The following is an 18,424-nucleotide window of genomic DNA, read 5'->3' on the forward strand; positions in this document are numbered from 1 at the left end:
GCCGCGGGATCAGGGCGTGCGGGCCAGCCCGTCCGCCGGCACCCCGATCGTGCTGCGCGCGATGAGGCCCTCCTGTCCGGGTACCGGTGGGGTGCCGTAGACGAAGTAGGTCTCGGCCGGGAGCGTTGCGCCCCCGATCGCGATGCCGGTGTCGAAGTCGGCGAGGTCCCACGTCACCGTCTCGAAGTCGGGCTCGAGCTCGAGGATGCCTGAGTTGCCGAAGAGCTCGATGCGGTTGCCGCCCGGTTCGAAGACGTAGAGGAACGCACCCTGGGTGATGCCGTGGACGTCGGGCCCGGCCTCGATCTGCACCCCGTACTCGCGGCAGAGCTCGGCGACGTCGGTGTTGTGCTGCGGCACGCCGTACCAGAAGGCGAGGTGGTGCAGGCGTCCGCGGGACCCGGTGGAATCGGCCATGATCGCCATCTCGTGACCGAGGACGTTCACGCTCAACCAGGCGCCGATCTCGGTGTCCGAGGTGAAGTCGACGACGCGCTCGCGGGTCTCGAAGCCGAGGGTCTGCTCGAACAGCTCCTTCTGCACGGTCACGTCGGAGGCCATGAGGTTGACGTGGTCGAGCCGGCGCGGTGGGACGCCCCGCAGCGGACGCTTCGAGCGCCGGGTGAGGATGGGGCTGCGCAGCTCGGGCGGGGCGACGTGCTTCTCCACCTCCCAGACGAGCTCCATCGGGTGCCCGTCCGGGCTCTCGAACGCGAACGTGCGCCCGACCCCGAGGTCGCCGCGGGTCCAGCCCTTCCCCACCCCGGCGGCGTCGAGGGCCCGCGCTCGGCGTTCGAGCGCGTCGGCCGAGGTGGTCCGCCAGCCCAGGTTGGCCAGCCCGGGGCCGTCGGCGCCGGTGACCTTGAGGCTGTGGTGGTACGGGTCCTCGTAGCAGCGCAGGTACACCGAGTCGCCCTGTCGGGCGACCTCGCGCATGCCGAGCAGCTCGGTGAAGAACCAGAGCGTGCCCTCCATGTTCGGCGTGAGGAGCTCGGCATGGGCGAGGTGGGCGAGCTCGAAACGTGGGGTCATGACTCCTGCTCCGTGTGGTCCGCGCCCGCCACCGGGCGCCAGCGCCGCAGCGACGTCGTCGACTCGTAGGCCTGCGGGGAGGGGTAGGTGACGAGCTCGACCGTGCTGCCCCACGGCGTTCGGGCGTAGACGTAGCGGTTGCCCGGGCCGGTGTCGCCGCCCGGCAGTTCGCCGGGGGCGCTGAGCAACGTCCCGCCGGCCTTCTCGAGGCGGGCCGCGGCGGCGTCGATGTCGTCGACGTAGACACAGAAGTGCTGCATGCCGAGGTCGGACGGCACCACGGGCTCGCGCTGCGCGACCCCGGAGTAGGTGAACAGCTCGAGATTGGGGCCGTTCCCGAGGCGCAGCATCCTGATCGCCTCGATCGTGGCCCCGCGCGGGACGCCGAGACCCGCCTCGATCGCCGGCCCGGACAGCGGCCGGTCGATCATGTCGTAGATCTGCTCCGCGCCGAACGCGTCCGCGAAGAACGCCGTCGCCGCCTCGAGGTCGGGGACGGTCAGGCCGATGTGCTCGATCGCTCGCACGGTCACGTCGGTCTCCTCAGCCGATCTCGGCGGCGGCCCAGAAGCCGGACTGGGTGGCCTCGTACATGCGCCCGCCCCGCAGTCGGGACCCGACGGCTCGCACCCTTCGACCGTCCACAGCGCCCTCGAGGACCCCGGACGGCCGGCGGGGCGTCGCCCGGACGACCCCCGGGCCGCCCGGGTCGGGGGTGCTCGTGAGCACCACGCCACCGAGCTCGGCGAACCGCTCGGCCAGGTGCCCCGCCTCCATGTCGTTGCTGTCGACGCCGACGCCCTCGACGGGCGAGATCAGCGTCGTGCGCCTGCCCTGCTCGGCGAGCCAGAGCGCGGCGAACAGTGCGGTCTCGGTCTCCCCGAAGACGGTGACCTCCGCGGCATCCGGTGCGACCCGGGCGTCGAGCATGGCCACGGCGTCGATGCCGTCCTGCGCGTCCGCGGCCTCGGACCCCGTGGCCAGCAGGACGTGGTCGTAGCCCTCGAGATCCACGGACCCGACGTCGGTCCCCAGTCGGACGGCGACGCCGGCGCGGCGCAGCTCGCCCTCGTAGAAGTCGACGAGGTTCGCGATCTCGGCGCGGAAGGTGCTCGCGGCGCCCCAGGCGTGCAGCTGGCCGCCGACGCGGGTGCCGCGCTCGACGACCTCGACGTCGTGGCCCCGCTGTGCGGCGAGCAGCGCGGCCTCGCAGCCCGCCGGGCCGGCGCCGGCGACCAGGACCCGGCGGCGGACCGCGGCCGGGCGGCGCGCGTCCGCCGCGCGCTTCTCCTGCCCCAGCGCGGGGTTGATCACGCAGCGGGTGCGCTGCCCGTTGAACATCCATCGCGAGACGCACTCGTTCACCGCGAGGCAGCGCCGCACACGGTCCGGCTCGCCGCGGGCGGTCTTGACGACCGTGTCGGGGTCGGCGAGCTGGCTGCGCCCGAGCGAGACGAAGTCGAGCTCCTCGTCGCCGACCGCCTTGTCCAGGTCGTCGAGCAGCCACGTCAGCCGGCCCACGCCGATCACCGGGATCGACACCCGCTCCTTGACGGCCTTCGCGTACCCGAGCAGCGAGCCGGGCGGGACCATCGGCAGCAGGGTCATGGCGGTGTCGTAGTTGCCCGCGGTGATGTCGAGCGCGTCGACCATCGGTGCCAGCATCTCGCAGAACGCGAGACCGTCCTCGAGGCTCAGCCCGCCCTCGTAGGGCTCCTCGACGCTGAGGCGGTACATCACCGGGAAGGTGTCGCCGACCTGGGCGCGGACGGCCCGGACCAGCTCGAGCGCGAAGCGCGCCCGGTTCTCCAGCGTCCCGCCCCACCGGTCGGTCCGCCGGTTCGTCCTCGGCGAGAGGAACTGCGAGGGCAGGTAGCCGTGCGCGCCGTGGATCTCGACGGCGTCGAACCCGGCGTCGCGGGCGCGCCGCGCGCCCTGGGCGTACAGATCGATCAGGCCGGGGATCTCGGCCTCGAGGATCGCCCGTGGCGCGGTGCCGAACGCGCTGGTGATGTCGGCGGTCGGGGCGATCGGCGGTTCGTTCCGCTCGGTGTTGCCCTGCGAGTTCTGCCGGCCCGTGTGGTGCAGCTGGACGGCGATCTTCGCGCCCTCGTCGTGCACGGCCTCGACCAGCTCGGTGAGCCCCGCCCGGAACCGGTCGTGGTCGATCCGCATCGGGTGCCCGACGGTGCGACCCAGCTCCCAGTCGACCGAGGTGTTCTCGGTGATGATCAGCCCGACGCCGCCCCGGGCGCGGGCCCGGTGGTACTCGATGAGGCGCTGGTCGACCTCGCCCCAGGTGGTGGCGAACTGGGTGAAGATCGGTGCCTGGACGAACCGGTTCCGCAGGGTCATCGACCCGATCCGTCCGGGCCGGAAGAGCGGACCGGTCATCTCGGGCTCGGTGCCCGGCGAGCCGGGGGTACCGGGGGCGGCCGTGGTGGTCATGCTCCGCCTTCGCGTCGTCGGGAGGGACCCCGCGAGCGTGCGCCCGGTCACACCGGCCGGTCTTGCCGTGACGTGCACCGTCGCCGTCCCGGCGTGCACGGACGCGTCAGCCGCGGGCCTCGTCCCGGGTCTCCCGCGGGCTCGCGCCGAAGTGCGCGCGATAGGCCCGGCTGAACGACGACGGGCTGTCGAACCCGGAGCGGGCCGCGACCTGCGCGACCGACAGCCCGCCGCGGGGTGCGGCGAGCAGCGTGCGGGCCCGCTCGAGGCGCCGGCCCCGGAGGTACTCGCGGGCCGTCTGGCCCGTGTCCCGGAACAGCAGGTGCAGGTAGCGCAGCGAGATCGCGTTGGCCCGGGCCACGACGTCGAGGGTCAGGGCCGGGTCGGCGAGGTGGTCGTCGAGGTAGGCCTTCACCCGCTGGAGCAGCACGGTGTGCGTCGGGCTCGCCCCGGTCGCCGCGTGGTTGATCGACGAGGTCAGCAGGTCGATCGCCATCCGCTCCACGGTGCGGCCCGCGTCGACGTCGAGCTCGCCCTGCCGGCGAGCGACCGCGAGCCACCCGGTGAGCAGGCGCAGGTCCACCGACGCCGGGAGGGTCCGCACCACGGCCGCGTCGAGGTCGGGCAGGGCGCGGTCGAGCACCGCGCGCGGGACGAACACCGTGTGCTTGGTCAGCGGCCCCTCGGTGAAGCACTCGACGGGACGCACGCCGTCCCACAGCGCCGCCGTCCCCGCGGTGACCTCCGCCGTCCGGCCGTCCTGGACGAGGAGCTCGGTGCCGCTGTGGACCATGAGCACGGCCACGTACTCCCCCGGCGTGCGCCGCAGCTCCGCGGCCCGTCGCCGCCCGTGCATCCACCCGATCCGGCACTTCACCGCCCAGGTGTCCGCGAGCGACCAGCTCTCGGCCCGGGGCACCACGGACGGGCGGAGGTCGAGGTCCCACGGCAGGTGGCTCGCGGCGATCGCGTCGAGGAGTTCGTCGTCGTGGGCGCCCGGGCCACCGCGCGTGCCGCTGCTCGTGCCGCTGCTCGTGCCGCTGCTCGTGCCGCTGCTCGTGGCCGTCGTCATGGGCCGACCTCCCTCCTCGGGGTCCCCGCACGGTAACGCGCGTCACAGCCGCGGGAGAACGTCCCGGGTCCCGGCAGCATCTCCTCGGCTGACCGCCGCCGGCCGTCCGCCGCGTGCACGGTTCCGCGCGGAACGTGCACGGATGCCCTGCACTTTGGTGCACTGATACCGCGCGCACGGCGTGGTTAGCGTCGGGGCTCCCCGTCCGAGGAGAAGCCGATGACCGCCACGACTCCCACGTCCACGATGCTCGACCCCGCCCACTTCGGCGGCGGGACGCGGCACTGGCACCCGTTCACGCCCTACAGCGAGGACGTCGAGCTCAAGATTTTCACGGCCGACCTCGCGCGCAACGAGACGGTCGTGCTGCTGCGGGCGAAGGCCGGCGCGCAGCTCGGCGTCCACGACCACTTCGGGCGGGTCCTCGCGTACTCGATCCAGGGGAAGTGGAGCTACGCGGAGCACGACTGGGTCGCCGCCCCGGGCGACTTCGTCTACGAGGTCGCGAACAGCCAGCACACGCTCGTCGCGGACCCGGCCGAGGACATCGTGCTGTTCATCTACGTCGAGGGCCCGATCCACTTCCTCGACGGCGAGGGCAACGTCGTCGGCGTCGAGACCGCCAAGACCTTCGCCGAGCGGTACCTGCAGTTCTGCCGTGACCACGGCTACCCTGAGCCCGAGCTCTTCCCGTTCTGAGGCGTCGTCGGCCGCGGGAGCGCGGAGGTGGGCCATGCGAGCAGCCGTCCGGGTCTCCGCCGGCATGCAGCCCCACGACTACGAGCGCGCCCTCGGGGTGCTCGAGCGCTGCGCGGCGATCGACAGCGTCGAGGGCCTCCAGGAGGAGCTCCTGGAGGCCCTCGCCTCGGCGTACGGCTGCGTCCACACCGCGTTCTTCCGCACCGACGTGTTCACCCGGACCCACGCCGACCCGGCGCCGGTCATGACGGGCCGGATCCCGCGGATCATCGACGAGTACCGCGACCGGTGGTTCGCCGACGACGTGATGTTCACGCCGGCCTCGCTGGACCGGATCCGCCGGGCGGGCGTCAGCGCGCTCAGCCAGCTGGAGCCCCGGCGGGTGCCGCCGGCGGCGCGGGCCTACGTCGACCGCTTCGTGTTCCGGTCCGGCCTGCGGTCGGTGTGCGCGCTCGACCTGGACCTGCCCGGCGGCCAGCGGGGTGTCGTGGGCATCTTCGGGGAGACGCCGGACCACCTCACCGCCGCCGACCTGCGGGGCCTCGCCATCGTCGTCCGCCAGCTCTCCGCGGTGTCGGCGCGCCTGCCGGCCCGGGTCGCGCGGTCCGCCGCCACCGTCGGCGACCTCAGCCCGCGGCTCGCGGAGATCGCCGACCTCGTCGGGCGGGGCCTGAGCAACGCGGCCATCGCCCGGGCGACCGGGCTGACCCTGGACACCGTCAAGAAGTACATCAGCCAGGTGCTCGACCGGACCGGCTGCCGCAACCGCACCGAACTGGCGCTGCTGGTCGCGGGCCGCTGACCCGCGTCACGCGGTGGTCGTCAGCTGCTGCCACGCGAGCGCGAGGTCGAGCAGCAGGTCCTCCCGCCACGGCGCGCCGACGAGCTGGAGGCCGACCGGCAGCCCGTCCGCCGTCACCCCGCCCGGCACCGAGACCGCCGGGAGCCCCGCCACGCTGACCGGGAACAGGTAGCGGATGTTGGTCTCGAAGAGGTCGACGGTCCGGCCGTTGTGGGTCATGGACGGGCCGTCGACGATCGGTGGCGCGGCCGCCGGCGCGATCGGGGTGAGCAGCGCGTCGACGCCGTCGAGGGCGTCGAGGAACCCGCGCCGGATCGCCGGCACGGTCTCGTGGACCGCGCGGGCGTACACGTGCCCCGGCACCGGCTCGGCCGACGGCCCGACCTGGCTGCCCAGCGCGCCGCGCACGTCGTCGCCCAGCTGGTGCAGCACCGACGCGAGCCCGCCGGGGACGCCCGCCTCCTGCAGCAGCGCCTCGGTGAGCACGACCGCCTCGGGCAGCACGGTGAGGAAGCCGGTCGCGACGGCCTCGTCCGCGCGGGCCACCGACACCTCCACCAGCTCGGCCCCGGCGTCGGCGAGGCGGTCCCGGGCCGCGGCCAGCACCCGGTCGATCTCGGGGTCGTTGTCCTCGGCGAAGTAGCCGGTCGGGACGCCGATGCGCCGCCCCCGCACCGATCGGGTGGCGCCCGTGAGGTCGGGGAGCTCGCCCCGGGGCGACGCCACGGCCGCGGGGTCGCGGTCGTCCGGCCCCGACGACAGGACGCGCACCATCAGCGCGGCGTCGGCGACGTCGCGGGTGATCGGGCCGGCGACGTCGTAGCTCCAGGACAGCCCGAGCAGGCCGCCGCGACCGACACGCCCCAGGGTGGGCTTGACGCCGACGACGCCGCACATCGCCGCGGGGTGGCGGACCGACGCCCCGGTGTCGGTGCCGAGGGCCGCGGGGCACAGGTGCGCCGCGACCGCGGCGCCGGAGCCCCCGCTCGAGCCGCCCGCGATCCGGCTCGGGTCGTAGGGGTTGCGGACGGGGCCGTGGTGCGGGTTGTTCGACGACACCCCGAAGCCGGCCTCGTGCAGGTTGAGCTTCGCCAGGACCAGGGCTCCCGCTCGCGTGAGCCGGGCGACCGCGGTGGCGTCGCGGTCGGGCACCCAGTCGCGCAGGACCGCGGTGCCGCCGGTGGTCCGGGTGCCCGCGGTGGCGAAGGCGTCCTTGATGCCCACCGGGATGCCGTGCAGCGGCCCGAGCTCGGCGCCCGCCGCCTGCTGCTCGTCCCGCTGCGCGGCCTCGTCCAGGACGGCCTCGCCGCGGGCGAGCAGGACGGTGTTGAGCCCGTCGCGCCCGTCGAGGGCGTCGATCCGCTCCAGGCACGCGGTGGTGAGCTCGCGGCTGCCCAGGCGTCCGGCCCGGATCTCGCCCGCCAGCTCGGTGAGCGTGTGGGACAGCAGGTCGGCGTGGGGGCCCGCGCCGGCGGGCGGGGGCGGGTCGAGGAGACGGTCGAACGCCGCGCCGGACATGGGACCTCCCGTGCTCGGTGGCCGCCGCCCGGCGACCCGCGGGGTGCAGCCTCCCGCACCGCCGGCGGCCGGCTCTACGGGTCGTCGTCCCCCTCCGGCTCGGGTGGGACGACGAGGACGGGCCGGTGGCCGTCGTGGAGCACGGCGCGCGCGTGGCTGCCGAGCACCACCTCGCGCAGCAGGGAGCGCTGCCGCGAGCCGACGACGATGACGCCGGCCCGCCGTGCCGCGGCCTCGCGGGCGATCGCCTCGGCCACGGCCGCCGGGCCGAAGCCGTCGGCGCGCAGCCGGGGGGCGTCCGGGGGGACGCCGTCGGCGTCACCCTCGCCCATCGGCCCCTCGACGTGGACGGGGACGACGGCCCGGGGCGCGAACAGGCCGGCGGCGACCGCGTGGGCGTGGGCCGCCGCGGCGGTGCCGTCGTGGCCGACCACCGCCGGCCCCGAGGTCGCCGCGGCCCGCTCGTCGGCGAGCAGCGGGGGCACGACCAGGACCGGCACCGAGCTGCGGTGGGCGACGACCTCGGAGACGCTGCCGAGCAGGCCGCGCACACCGCCCAGCCCGCGCGACCCGACGACGACGGCCCGCGGCCGCAGCTCGGCGGCCAGCGCGGCGAGGTCGACGCCCTCGTCGGTGTGCTCGCCGCGCACGACCGGCTCGGCCGTCCACCCGGCGGCCCGCGCGAGCGCGACGCCGTGGGCGACCACGCCGTCGGCGGCGGCCGCGGCCTCGTGGCGCGCGAGCCGCTCGAGGTGCTCCCGGGTGGACGCCCGGTGGGCGAGCCGGCGGTACAGGACGGAGCCGGGGTCGAGCGACGTCCAGATGTGCGCCACCCGCACGGGGCGGCCCGGCAGGAGGTGGGCGGCGACCGTGATCGCGTGGGCGGCGTCGGGCGACCCGTCGAAGCCGACGAGGAGGAAGCCGTCCCCGGTCGCCCGCGGTGTGGACGTCACGACGACCATCCTCCTCGATCCTGCCGAGGCCGGGCGCCCGGCGGCAGGATCGGGGTCCGGACCGAGCGAGGAGCGCCCGTGGCCCAGTTCTACGTCGACGGGTACCACCCCGGCGACCCGTTCGTCGCCGAGCCCCACCCGTCGGTGGCCGCCCGACCCTCGACGCTGCCGGCCACGACCGACGTGCTGGTCGTCGGCAGCGGGCCCGCCGGGCTGGTCCTGGCCGCGCAGCTCGCGAACTTCCCGGACGTCGACGCCGTCGTGGTGGACCGCCGCGACGGGCCGCTGGAGGTGGGCCAGGCCGACGGCGTCGCCTGCCGCACCGTGGAGGTGTTCGAGGCGTTCGGGCTCGCCGACCGGCTCATCGCCGAGGGCTACCGGGTCAACGAGGTCGCGTTCTGGCGCCCCTCCCCCGCCGACCCCGACCGGATCACCCGCACGGGCCGCATCCCCGACGTCGAGGACGGCCTGTCCGAGATGCCGCACATGATCGTCAACCAGGCGCGGATGCTCGCCTACCTCCGCGACCACGTGGCGCGCTCCGCCCGCCGGGCCGAGCCCTGGTACGGCCTCCACCTCACCGCGCTCGACGTCGAGGAGGACGGTGCGGACGGGTCGGACGAGTACCCGGTGACGGTCACGCTCGCGCACGTCGCGGACGGCGTCGAGACCGGGGCGACGTCGACGATCCGCGCGAAGTACGTCGTCGGCTGCGACGGCGCCCGCAGCAGCACCCGCGAGGCCCTGGGGCTGCGCCTCGTCGGCGACCACGCCGACTCGACCTGGGGCGTCATGGACGTCCTGGTCGACACCGACTTCCCCGACATCCGCCTCAAGTGCGCCGTGCAGTCCGCCACCGAGGGCAGCATCCTGATCATCCCCCGCGAGGGCGGCCACCTCGTCCGGCTCTACGTCGAGCTCGACGCCGTCCGCGACGCCGCGATGCTCCGGGACGGGGTCACGCCGGCGGGGCTCGCCGCCGTGGCCGAGCGCATCCTGCACCCCTACACGCTCGAGGTCCGCGACGTCGGCTGGTGGTCGGTCTACGAGATCGGCCAACGGCTCTGCGACCGCTTCGACGACGTCGGGCCCGGCGAGGACCGCCCGCCGCGGGTGTTCATCGCCGGCGACGCCTGCCACACCCACAGCGCCAAGGCCGGCCAGGGCATGAACGTGTCGATGGCCGACACCTGGAACCTCGGGTGGAAGCTCGGGGCCGTCCTGCGCGGACGGGCCCGCCCCGAGCTGCTCCACACCTACACCCGCGAGCGGCACGCGGTCGCCCAGGAGCTGATCGACTTCGACCGCGCCTTCGCGTCGCTGTTCGCCGGGCACGGCCGGGGCGGGGACCTGGCGGAGCCCGACCCCGAGGAGTTCCCGCGGTACTTCCGCGAGCAGGGACGCTTCACCGCCGGGGTCGCCGTCCGGTACGGGCCGTCCATGATCACGGCAGTGGACCCGGCGCAGCACCTCGCGACCGGCTTCGTCGTGGGCACCCGGTTCCACTCCGCACCCGTGGTCCGCCTCGCCGACGCCAAGCCGATGCACCTCGGCCACGTCGCCCGCGCCGACGGCGCCTGGCGGCTCTACGTCTTCGCCGACCGCCGGGGCCCGGCCGGCGACGACACCCCGTTCCGGCGGCTCGGCGACCACCTCGCCCGGCTCGTCGCGCGCCTCACCCCGCCCGACGCGGACCCCGACGCCGTCGTCGACGTCCGCGCCGTCCTCCAGCAGCACCACCACGAGGTGGAGACCACCGACATGCCGCCGGTCCTGCGCCCGCGCAAGGGCCGGTTCGGGCTGGTCGACCACGAGAAGGTGTTCTGCCCCGACCCCACGACCGACGACGTCTTCGACCTGCGCGGGATCGACCGCGACGCCGGGTGCATGGTGCTCGTGCGGCCGGACCAGTACGTCGCCCACGTCCTGCCGCTCCACGCCGACCCGGAGCTGGCCGACTTCCTCGACGGCGTCCTGCTGGAGCCCGGCGTCACGCCGGGGGGCCGGCTGGCGCCGCCCGCCGGCCGGCCGCGGCCGTGAACGCGGCCGGGAGGACACCGGCCCGCGGTCGTCCCCGTCCGGACGCCTCCGTCACCTGACGGTCGGGGCCGGCCGCAACCGGCCGGCCACGAGGATCGTGATGCCCTCGACGAGGATCTGGACGCCGAGCAGGAGCCCCAGCAGCGACAGCACCGCGATCTGCAGGTTGAACAGCACGATCAGGCCCAGGACGATCGACACGAACCCGCTGATGATGAGCACCGTGCGGGCCGCGGGCACCTGGCTCGCGACGATCAGCCGGGTGAGCCCGACGACGAGGAAGAGCGCGCCGGCCAGGAGCGTCAGCCCCGTCGCGCCCGCGAGCGGATCGCGGACGATGATCACCCCGAGCACGATGAGCACCGCCCCGCCGAGGGCGGCCGACCACGAGATGCCGGCCTCGCGGCGGACGAAGGCACCCACGAGGGTGACCACGCCGGCACCGATGGCGAACCATCCGAGCAGCAGCACGGACAGGTAGGTCGCGATCACCGCGTTGCCGAGCACGAACAGCCCGGCCAGCAGCAGCAGGATGCCGAGGACCACGTCCCAGCCGGTCCGGCGTCGTTCCATGGTGGTCGTCATCCGACCTGCTCCCTTCCTCGGGCGTGTGCCGCCGACGCTCCTCGCCGGCGGTGCCGCTGTCAGGGGCCGCAGGTCCCGGACGGACGGGGCCTCGGTCCCCTGTCCCCCCGTGGCGCCCGGGCGGCACGGTCCGGGCATGACGCCGTCCCCCGGGTCCCCCGCGCACGACTCCCCGGTCGCGGCCTGGCGGGCCGTCGGGCGCTGCGTCGGCATGTCGGTGCTGCTGCTGATCCGGGGCCGGCTGCGCAGCCCGCGGACGTGGGTGGGCAGGCGGGTGCTGTTCGCCGACGGGAGCACCTCGACGATCTATCGCGAGACGGTGGTCGCGGACGCCGTCGCCGCCCGTCCCTGCGCGCTGGTCGTCCGGTTCCGGCTGCGGTGGGTGCAGGGCCGGGGACACGCCCTCTTCCGCGCCGAGAGCCTGCTCAACACGCCGCTGTTCGCCGGGTTCCCCGGCTTCGTGGCCAAGTGGTGGCTCGCCGCCGACGAGCACGGGGTGTACCGCGGCCTGTACGAGTGGGACGGCGCCGACCGCGCCGACGCCTACGCCCGGGCCCTGTGGCGGGTGCTCGCACTGGTCAGCGTGCCCGGCTCCATCGCCTACACGGTGCTCCCCGGCCACCACCGGGACGACCTGCTCACCACCGGTCCTCCGGATGCCGTGGCCCCGGCGACCGCCGAGTGGTGGCGTCCGGTCGCGGGCTGAGCGGTGCCCGCCGACGTGCTGGTCGTGGGCGCCGGTCCCGTGGGCCTGGCGCTGGCCCTGCACGCCCACGGGCACGGTGCCGGGGTGCGGATCGTGGACCGCCGGACCGGGCCCCGGCCGTCCCGGGCGCTCGTGGTCCACCCACGCACCCTCGAGCAGCTCCGCCCCCTCGGGGTGCTCGACGCCCTGCGGCGCCGGGCCCTCGACGAGCCGCGCGCGATCGTGCACCTCGGCCACCGGACGGTGCGGGTCCGGCTCGACGAACTGGCCGTCGGGGACCGGCCCGTCGACCGTCCGTGGCTGATCCGCCAGCAGGACGTCGAGGACGTGCTCGCACGGGCGCTCGTGCGGGACGGGGTCCGGGTCGAGCGCGGGACCAGCCTCGAGGACCTCGCCTCCGAACGTCCCGGGGCGTGCGCGCTCCTGCGCCACCGCGGCGGCGCGGAGCGCGTGGCCGTCCGGTGGGTCGCGGGGTGCGACGGCGCCGAGAGCACGGTCCGGACGCTCGCCGGTATCCCCGTGGCGTCCCGGGCCTACCGCCAACAGGTGCTCCTCGCCGACGTCGACCTCGTCCCGGAGCCCGGCGGCCACCTCGAGCCGGGCGCCGCCCACGTCACGGCTGCGCGCCGGGGCCTGCTGTTCGTCTTCGCCCTCGGGGAACACGCTCCGTGGCGGGTCCTCGCCACCCGCGACGGCGCCGATCCCGGCCTCGAGGGGCCGCCGGATCGCGACGAGCTCCAGCAGGTGCTCGACGCGAGCGGGTTCCGCGTCCGGGTGGAGCGCGTGGCCTGGTCCGACCGGCTCCGGTTGACCCGGCGGCTGGCCCGGCACTACCGGCGGGGACCGGTCCTCCTCGCCGGCGACGCCGCCCACAGCCACTCCCCCGCGGCCGCGCAGGGGATGAACCTCGGCCTGCAGGACGCGGCCGCCCTCGGCTGGAGGCTGGCCCTCGCGGGCTCGGCCACGGAGCCCGAGGTCCTCCTCGGCTCCTACGAGGACGAGCGCCGCCCGGTCGCCCGGGCGTCGATCGCGCTCACCGACCTCGTGTTCTGGGCCGAGTCGTCGCCCGGCGGGGCCGCCGGGCTGCTGCGCGGCGTGGTCGCGCCCCTCGCCGCCCCGCTGGTGCCCGCGGTGCTGCGTCGCCGGGCCCTGACCGCACCGGCACGGCGGCTGCTGGCGGGCCTGGGGGTGGACCACCGCGGCAGCGCACTGTCGGTCGATGACCTCCCGCGACACCGGGGGTTCCGGCCGGGCGACCGGCTGCCGGACGCCCCGGTCCTCGCGGACCGGGGCCCGGTCCGGCTGCACGACCTGACCGCCCGGCCGGGGGTCCACGTGCTGCTCGCCCGCAACGCCCGCGGTCTCCCGTACCCCGTGGGGCCGCGGGTCCACGTGCACCGGCTGCGGGACCGTCCGGGCACGACGATCATCGCGGTCCGCCCCGACGGGTACATCGGTCACCGCGGGACGGACCCCGCACACCTGGAGGACTGGCTGGCCGCCGTCGGGGCACTCGACCCCTCCCCCGGACCTCGGGGACGGCCTATCGCCGGACCCCGCCCCTCGCGAGGGGACGGCGGTCCGGGTTCCCGGGACCGACGCTGAAGCGCGCAGCGTGGCGGTGGATGCGGTGCTCGCGTCCCCGGCGCCGCGGGGCAGGCGCCGGCGTCGAGGGCCCGGCCTGCGCGAACAGCCGGCGCTTGGCGACCTCGGCCAGGACGAGGTAGACGAGGACGAGCCCGACGAGCGCGAGCAGGAAGTCCGACGGCAAGGGGGTGAAGCCCAGCAGCGCCGCGAGCGGGCTGTAGGGCAGGAGGACCCCGGTCAGGGCGGCGGCGAGGACGGCGACGGTGAGCGCGCCGCCGGGGCGGCTGCGGGTGAAGGGGCTGCGCCGGGTCCGGATCACAAAGATGACGAGCGTCTGGGTGGCCAGGGACTCGGCGAACCACCCCGAGTGGAAGAGCTCCGGACCGGCCCGGAACACCCCGAGCATCAGCGCGAAGGTCACGAAGTCGAACAGGCTGCTCAACGGGCCGAAGACGAGCATGAACCGGCGGATCCTGCCGATGTCCCAGTGCGACGGCGCCCGCAGCTGCTCGTCGTCGACGCGGTCGGTCGGGATCGTGAGTTGGCTGGCGTCGTAGAGGAGGTTGTTGAGCAGGATCTGGCTGGGCAGCATCGGGAGGAACGGCAGGACCGCGGACGCCGCGGCCGCACTGAACATGTTGCCGAAGTTGCTGCTGGTCCCCATGAAGACGTACTTCATGGTGTTCGCGAAGATGCGCCGCCCCTCGACCACGCCGTCGGCGAGCACGTCGAGGTCCTTCTCCAGCAGCACGGCGTCGGCGGCGTCCTTCGCGACGTCGGTGGCGGTGTCGACGCTGATCCCGATGTCGGCGGCGTGCAGCGCCAGCGCGTCGTTCACCCCGTCGCCGAGGAACCCGACGGTCCGGCCGCGGCGGCGCAGCAGGGCGATGATCCGCGCCTTCTGGTCCGGGCCGACCCGGGCGAAAACGGTGGCCCTCACGGCGGCGTCGAGCAGCGCCTCGTCGTCCATGGCCGCCACGTCGGCGCCGGTCAGGCAGCCGGTGACGGGCAGCCCGAGCTCGGCGCAGACCTTCGCGGCGACGACGGGGTTGTCGCCGGTGGCGACCTTGACGCTGATGCCGAGCGCGGCGAGACGTCGGAGCGACTCGCGGGCCGCGGGCTTGGGTCGGTCGAGGAAGGTGACGAACCCGTCGAGGGCGAGGTCGCGCTCGTCCTCGACGGTGAGGTCCGTCCGCCCGGGGGCGGGCCGGGACGCGACGGCGACGATCCTCGCGCCGGCGGCGAACCGGTCCTGCACGGTCGTCTGCGCCCCGGCCGGGGCGGCCGTGCACCGCGCCATCACCGCCTCGGGGGCGCCCTTGACGACCAGGAGCCGGCCCCGGGGCGTGTCGACGAGCGCGGAGCTCATCTGGCGGTCGTGGTCGAAGGGCAGCACGGCGGCCGGTGCGGCCGCCCCCACCGTGCCGGGAGGCCGTGCCTCGACCAGCGCGGCGTCGAGGGGGTTGGTGGGCAGGGGGCCCTGGGGGCCGTGGCCGATGGTCCCCAGCGCGAGGGCGGCGACGTCGTCGTCGGGCGCTCCCCCGGCGTCGATCGCCCCCGAGAAGGTCACCCGCCCCTCGGTCAGGGTGCCGGTCTTGTCGGTGACGAGCAGGTCGATGTCGCCGAGGTCCTCGATGCACACCAGGCGCTTGATCAGCACGCTCTTCGTCGCCAGGTGCCGTGAGCCGGTGGCGAGGCTGGCGCTCACGACCGCGGGCAGCAGCTGCGGGGTGATCCCGACGGCGATGGCGAGCGAGAACAGCAGGGCGTCGATGAGCGGGCGGGCGAGCAGGACGTTCGCCACGAAGATCAGGCCCGTCAGGACGACCGCCACCTCCAGCAGCAACATCGAGAACCGGCGCAGCCCGGCCTGGAACTGGGTCTCGGGGTGACGGTCGCCCAGCCCGGCGGCGATGCGCCCGAACTGCGCCCGCGGACCGGTGGCGACGACGACACCGGTGCCGCTCCCGGCGCTGACGACCGTGCCCATGAGCGCGCAGCTGCACAGGTCGGCGACCGGGGTGCCGGCGCCGACCGGAGACGCCTGCTTCGCGACGGGCAACGACTCCCCGGTCAGGACGCTCTCGTCGCACTCGAGGCCGGTGCTGCTCAGCAGCCGGACGTCGGCGGGCACCAGCTCGCCGAGCGACAGCGTGATGACGTCACCGCGGGTCAGGGTGGTGACGTCCCGCGCCGACGGCTGCCCGTCACGCACCACGACGACGCGGTGCGCGATCCGGGAGTGCAGCAGCTCGGTGGCGCGTTCGGCGCGGTACTCGTTGGTGAAGCCGAGCCCCACGCTGGCCACGAGGATCACGCCGATGACCGCGGCGTCGGTGCCCTCCCCCAACCAGACCGACGCGATCGCGGTCAGGCCCAGCAGCACGAGGACCGGGCTGCGCAGCTGACGGGCGAGCACCGTCCACGGCCGCGCGCGGTGCCTCCGCACCGCGTTGGCTCCCTCCCGGTCCCGGCGCCGCTCGGCCTCCTCCTCCGTGAGCCCACCGGGCCCGCTGCCCAGGCGGTCGAGCACGTCGGCGGCGGGCGTGGCGGCCGCCTCCTCGATCCCGAGTTCCGTCGCGGGGACCCCGGGCATCCCGGTGGCGCCGCGGCCCGCCGGGGGCGCTCGCCGGGGACGTGGGAGGACGCGCACCACTCGCTCCTCCGCTCGTCGTGACCGGCGGGCGCTCAGGCCGAGTGCCCCGCCGGCTGCCGGATCGTCAGGGGGTGCTTCGCCCCGCCGGGCGGCGGGACGACGGCGACCGGGCAGGGCGCCTGGTGCACCATCCGCCGGCTGACCGACCCCAGGAGGAGCCCGGAGACCGGTCCGCGGCCCCGGGTGCCGACGACGAGCAGCCGCGCTCCGCGCGCCTGCTCGAGGAGGACCCGTGAGGGGTGGGCGCGACGCACGACCGTGGAGACCTCGAGGTCGGGGTGCGCGGCGCACCGCCCGGCGAGCTGCTCGGCGAGCACCCGGTGCTCGTCGCCCGAGATCGCCCCCCAGTCCAGCAGCGGCTCCATCTCGGGTGGGACCAGCAGGTCCCACCAGGTGTGGACCGCGACCAGGGGGCAGTCCGCGACGTCGGCCGCCGCCACCGCGAAGTCGATCGCGGCGGTGCTCGCGGGCGAGCCGTCGACGGCGACCACCACGGGAGCCTCGGGGGTCGTGGGCTCGTCGCCGCGGACGACGACGACCGGGCCCGCCGCGTGGGCCGCCACCGTGGTGGCCACCGAGCCGGCGAACGGCTCGCCGAGGTTCGCCTCGCCCCGCGCGCCCACCACGAGGAGACCGTCGCCGGCGCGGTCGAGCAGCGCCGGGGCCGCCGGGCCGTCGACGAGCTCCTCGGTGACCTCCAGGTCGGGCTGCACCCCGTGGGCGACGGCCACCGCGCGCTCCGCGTCGGTGCGCGCGCGGTCGAGGAGCCGCTGCTGGTACGCGCGCCAGATGTGGGCGTCCGCGACGAGGGACGGGTCGACCCCGCCGTAGGCGAGCACGAGGTGGAGTGGCCGCCCCTGGCCCACGGCGGTCCGGGCGGCCCAGCGCACCGCGCGCTCCGCCGGCTCCGAGCCGTCGACACCCACCACGACCGGCCGTCCGGGGCCGGTGGGCCGGCCGTCGTCGTCCGACACGGCCGGCTCAGACGGCGGCCGCGTGGCGCGGCGCCCCGGTGACGCGGCCGATGTGGACGCCGGCGAAGTCCTCGGCGGTCCCGTCGTCGAGCACGCGGCCGACGCGGACGCCGGCGAAGTCGACGATCCACCCCTGGGCGTCGGCGTGGCCGATGTGCACCCCGGCGTGGTCCTCGACCTGACGGTGCTGGTCGGTGTCCTGCTGCGTGTCCATCACGTCCTCCTCCCGCGGGCCCTCGCCCGCCCGACCGGTACGGTGGCCGCCGGTGCCGACGGCCACCCGGGTCGTCCGGGCCCGCACCCGCGGGCCGATGGTCACCGGCTCACGGCGCCCCGGCGTGGGGCTCGTCGCTCGAGGCCGTGTCCGCGCGCAGCAGCCGGCGGCGCAGCCCGTTGACGTCGCCGGCCCGGTACCGCAGGGCCGCGGCGAGCCCGTCGAGGAGGTCGGCGAGCTCCGCGAGGTGCTCCTCGGACACGGCGCCGAGGGCGCTGTGCACGTCCTCGTCGAACAGCCGGCCCATGAGTCGGGCGACGCGATCGCCCCGGGCGGTGAGGTGCACGAGGGTGCTGCGGCGGTCGGTCGGGTGCGGGCGGCGCACGACCAGGCCCTTGGCCTGCAGGCGGTCCACCAACGCGGTGCCCGCGGGCGGGGCCGCACCGAGGCGTGCGGCGAGCAGGGAGACCGCCGAGGGCCCCTGGCGCCCGAGGTCGGACAGGGTGAGCACCTCGCCGATGCCGAGCCCGAGGGCGTCGGCGTAGGCCCGGCGGTAGGCGTCGACGGCGATGACCAGCTCCCGCATCCGCTCGCGGACGGCACCGAGCCCGTCCTCGGCCCCGGACCCCGGGGGCGCCGGGGTCCGGGGCGGCAGGGGTGTCACCGCTGGGCGGCCAGCGGCTCGCCCCACGTGGTGACGAGGGCGTAGAGCACGACGACGTCCAGCGCGATCACGACGATCGACCAGACCGGCGCCACCGGGATGAGGACGAGGTGCACGATCGCGCTGAGCGCGACCAGGGCGATCGCCGCGCCGCGGGCCCAGCTCGGGGCGCCACCGCCCAGGAGGCTCGCGCCGACGATCGCGACCAGCGCGCCCAGGACCAGGTGGACCCAGCCCCACGTCCCCCACGAGAGGACGAACACCTGGCCGTTCGCCGCGACGAAGTAGGTGGGGCTCAGCACGGCGGCCAGACCCTCGATGACGCCGAACACGCCGACGACCACCATCACGACCGCGCCGAAGCGCACCCACCCCGACCAGGCGCCCGACGGCGCCTCGGACGCCACCGACGTCGCGGGCGACGTCGTGCGGTAGTCCCTCGCCCCCCTGGTCCCGGTGCTCTGATCGGTCATG

The 18,424-nt window shown here is 75.5% G+C and carries 17 protein-coding genes; 5 read left to right on the forward strand and 12 right to left on the reverse strand.

Translation table 11 applies throughout. The features are described 5' to 3' along the window. Positions 1-9: 9 nt before the first annotated feature. From ABD994_RS07880 to ABD994_RS07895, 4 genes are all read right to left on the reverse strand, one after another. The gene (locus ABD994_RS07880; protein ID WP_345412661.1) at positions 10-1,032 is read right to left on the reverse strand and encodes a VOC family protein; all 1,023 of its coding nucleotides are present in this window, start codon (positions 1,030-1,032) and stop codon (positions 10-12) included. Continuing rightward, positions 1,029-1,565, reverse strand: a complete 537-nt coding sequence (locus ABD994_RS07885) for a VOC family protein (RefSeq protein ID WP_345412663.1) — start codon at positions 1,563-1,565, stop codon at positions 1,029-1,031. The genes ABD994_RS07880 and ABD994_RS07885 overlap by 4 nt, the downstream gene beginning before the upstream one ends. Positions 1,566-1,575: 10 nt before the next feature. Then, positions 1,576-3,480 (reverse strand): oxidoreductase, encoded by a 1,905-nt coding sequence (locus ABD994_RS07890; RefSeq protein ID WP_345412665.1) that lies wholly within the window; start codon positions 3,478-3,480, stop codon positions 1,576-1,578. 106 nt (positions 3,481-3,586) lie between these two features. After that, positions 3,587-4,552, reverse strand: a complete 966-nt coding sequence (locus ABD994_RS07895) for an AraC family transcriptional regulator (protein WP_345412667.1) — start codon at positions 4,550-4,552, stop codon at positions 3,587-3,589. Positions 4,553-4,771: 219 nt separating this feature from the next. Here ABD994_RS07895 and ABD994_RS07900 point away from each other — a divergent pair, with 219 nt between their 5' ends. Together ABD994_RS07900 and ABD994_RS07905 are read left to right on the forward strand one after the other, a co-directional pair. Continuing rightward, the gene (locus ABD994_RS07900; protein ID WP_345412669.1) at positions 4,772-5,251 is read left to right on the forward strand and encodes a 2,4'-dihydroxyacetophenone dioxygenase family protein; all 480 of its coding nucleotides are present in this window, start codon (positions 4,772-4,774) and stop codon (positions 5,249-5,251) included. A gap of 34 nt (positions 5,252-5,285) precedes the next feature. Next, positions 5,286-6,053: a response regulator transcription factor gene (locus tag ABD994_RS07905; protein ID WP_345412671.1), complete on the forward strand. Its 768-nt coding sequence runs from the start codon at positions 5,286-5,288 to the stop codon at positions 6,051-6,053. A 6-nt stretch (positions 6,054-6,059) separates the two neighbouring features. On the opposite strand, the gene ABD994_RS07910 is transcribed toward ABD994_RS07905, so the two are convergent. Further along, on the reverse strand, positions 6,060-7,571 hold the full coding sequence (locus ABD994_RS07910) for an amidase (protein ID WP_345412674.1): 1,512 nt from the start codon (positions 7,569-7,571) through the stop codon (positions 6,060-6,062). Between the two features lie 74 nt (positions 7,572-7,645). Next, entirely contained in the window at positions 7,646-8,524 is an 879-nt protein-coding gene (locus tag ABD994_RS07915; RefSeq protein ID WP_345412677.1) for a universal stress protein, read from the reverse strand. 78 nt (positions 8,525-8,602) lie between these two features. Between ABD994_RS07915 and ABD994_RS07920 the strand changes: the two genes are divergently transcribed. Further along, a complete protein-coding gene (locus ABD994_RS07920; protein WP_345412680.1) occupies positions 8,603-10,564 on the forward strand; it encodes an FAD-dependent monooxygenase in 1,962 nt (653 codons plus the stop codon). A gap of 51 nt (positions 10,565-10,615) precedes the next feature. Here ABD994_RS07920 and ABD994_RS07925 read toward each other — a convergent pair whose 3' ends face one another. Next, entirely contained in the window at positions 10,616-11,149 is a 534-nt protein-coding gene (locus tag ABD994_RS07925; RefSeq protein ID WP_345412682.1) for an HdeD family acid-resistance protein, read from the reverse strand. A 136-nt stretch (positions 11,150-11,285) separates the two neighbouring features. On the opposite strand from ABD994_RS07925, the gene ABD994_RS07930 reads away from it, so the two are divergent. Together ABD994_RS07930 and ABD994_RS07935 are read left to right on the forward strand one after the other, a co-directional pair. Then, a complete protein-coding gene (locus ABD994_RS07930; RefSeq protein WP_345412684.1) occupies positions 11,286-11,855 on the forward strand; it encodes a hypothetical protein in 570 nt (189 codons plus the stop codon). A gap of 3 nt (positions 11,856-11,858) precedes the next feature. Continuing rightward, positions 11,859-13,460, forward strand: a complete 1,602-nt coding sequence (locus ABD994_RS07935; protein ID WP_345412686.1) for an FAD-dependent monooxygenase — start codon at positions 11,859-11,861, stop codon at positions 13,458-13,460. Here ABD994_RS07935 and mgtA read toward each other — a convergent pair. Genes mgtA through ABD994_RS07960 form a run of 5 tightly spaced genes read right to left on the reverse strand, consistent with a single transcriptional unit; the run spans position 13,399 to position 18,423 of the window. Beyond that, positions 13,399-16,095 carry a magnesium-translocating P-type ATPase gene (gene mgtA / locus ABD994_RS07940; protein ID WP_345412688.1) on the reverse strand — a complete coding sequence of 899 codons (2,697 nt, stop codon included), beginning with the start codon at positions 16,093-16,095 and terminating at the stop codon, positions 13,399-13,401. The genes ABD994_RS07935 and mgtA overlap by 62 nt on opposite strands. Before the next feature lie 35 nt (positions 16,096-16,130). Further along, positions 16,131-17,072: a universal stress protein gene (locus ABD994_RS07945; protein WP_345412691.1), complete on the reverse strand. Its 942-nt coding sequence runs from the start codon at positions 17,070-17,072 to the stop codon at positions 16,131-16,133. 7 nt (positions 17,073-17,079) lie between these two features. Further along, entirely contained in the window at positions 17,080-17,391 is a 312-nt protein-coding gene (locus ABD994_RS07950) for a hypothetical protein (protein ID WP_345412693.1), read from the reverse strand. A 4-nt stretch (positions 17,392-17,395) separates the two neighbouring features. Then, on the reverse strand, positions 17,396-17,950 hold the full coding sequence (locus tag ABD994_RS07955) for a MarR family winged helix-turn-helix transcriptional regulator (protein WP_345412694.1): 555 nt from the start codon (positions 17,948-17,950) through the stop codon (positions 17,396-17,398). Continuing rightward, positions 17,947-18,423: a DUF7144 family membrane protein gene (locus ABD994_RS07960; RefSeq protein WP_345412696.1), complete on the reverse strand. Its 477-nt coding sequence runs from the start codon at positions 18,421-18,423 to the stop codon at positions 17,947-17,949. The genes ABD994_RS07955 and ABD994_RS07960 overlap by 4 nt, the downstream gene beginning before the upstream one ends. Position 18,424: the final 1 nt, after the last annotated feature.

The sequence above is a fragment of the Actinomycetospora chlora genome (genome assembly GCF_039542135.1).
Lineage (GTDB): Bacteria > Actinomycetota > Actinomycetes > Mycobacteriales > Pseudonocardiaceae > Actinomycetospora > Actinomycetospora chlora.

What these genes read in the sequence shown, in the direction of transcription:
- ABD994_RS07880 (WP_345412661.1), bottom strand. Translation starts at nt 1,032, where the DNA reads ATGACCCCACGTTTCGAGCTCGCCCACCTCGCCCATGCCGAGCTCCTC.
- ABD994_RS07930 (WP_345412684.1), top strand. Translation starts at nt 11,286, where the DNA reads ATGACGCCGTCCCCCGGGTCCCCCGCGCACGACTCCCCGGTCGCGGCC.
- ABD994_RS07925 (WP_345412682.1), bottom strand. Translation starts at nt 11,149, where the DNA reads ATGACGACCACCATGGAACGACGCCGGACCGGCTGGGACGTGGTCCTC.
- ABD994_RS07890 (WP_345412665.1), bottom strand. Translation starts at nt 3,480, where the DNA reads ATGACCACCACGGCCGCCCCCGGTACCCCCGGCTCGCCGGGCACCGAG.
- ABD994_RS07900 (WP_345412669.1), top strand. Translation starts at nt 4,772, where the DNA reads ATGACCGCCACGACTCCCACGTCCACGATGCTCGACCCCGCCCACTTC.
- ABD994_RS07905 (WP_345412671.1), top strand. Translation starts at nt 5,286, where the DNA reads ATGCGAGCAGCCGTCCGGGTCTCCGCCGGCATGCAGCCCCACGACTAC.
- ABD994_RS07895 (WP_345412667.1), bottom strand. Translation starts at nt 4,552, where the DNA reads ATGACGACGGCCACGAGCAGCGGCACGAGCAGCGGCACGAGCAGCGGC.
- ABD994_RS07910 (WP_345412674.1), bottom strand. Translation starts at nt 7,571, where the DNA reads ATGTCCGGCGCGGCGTTCGACCGTCTCCTCGACCCGCCCCCGCCCGCC.
- ABD994_RS07960 (WP_345412696.1), bottom strand. Translation starts at nt 18,423, where the DNA reads ATGACCGATCAGAGCACCGGGACCAGGGGGGCGAGGGACTACCGCACG.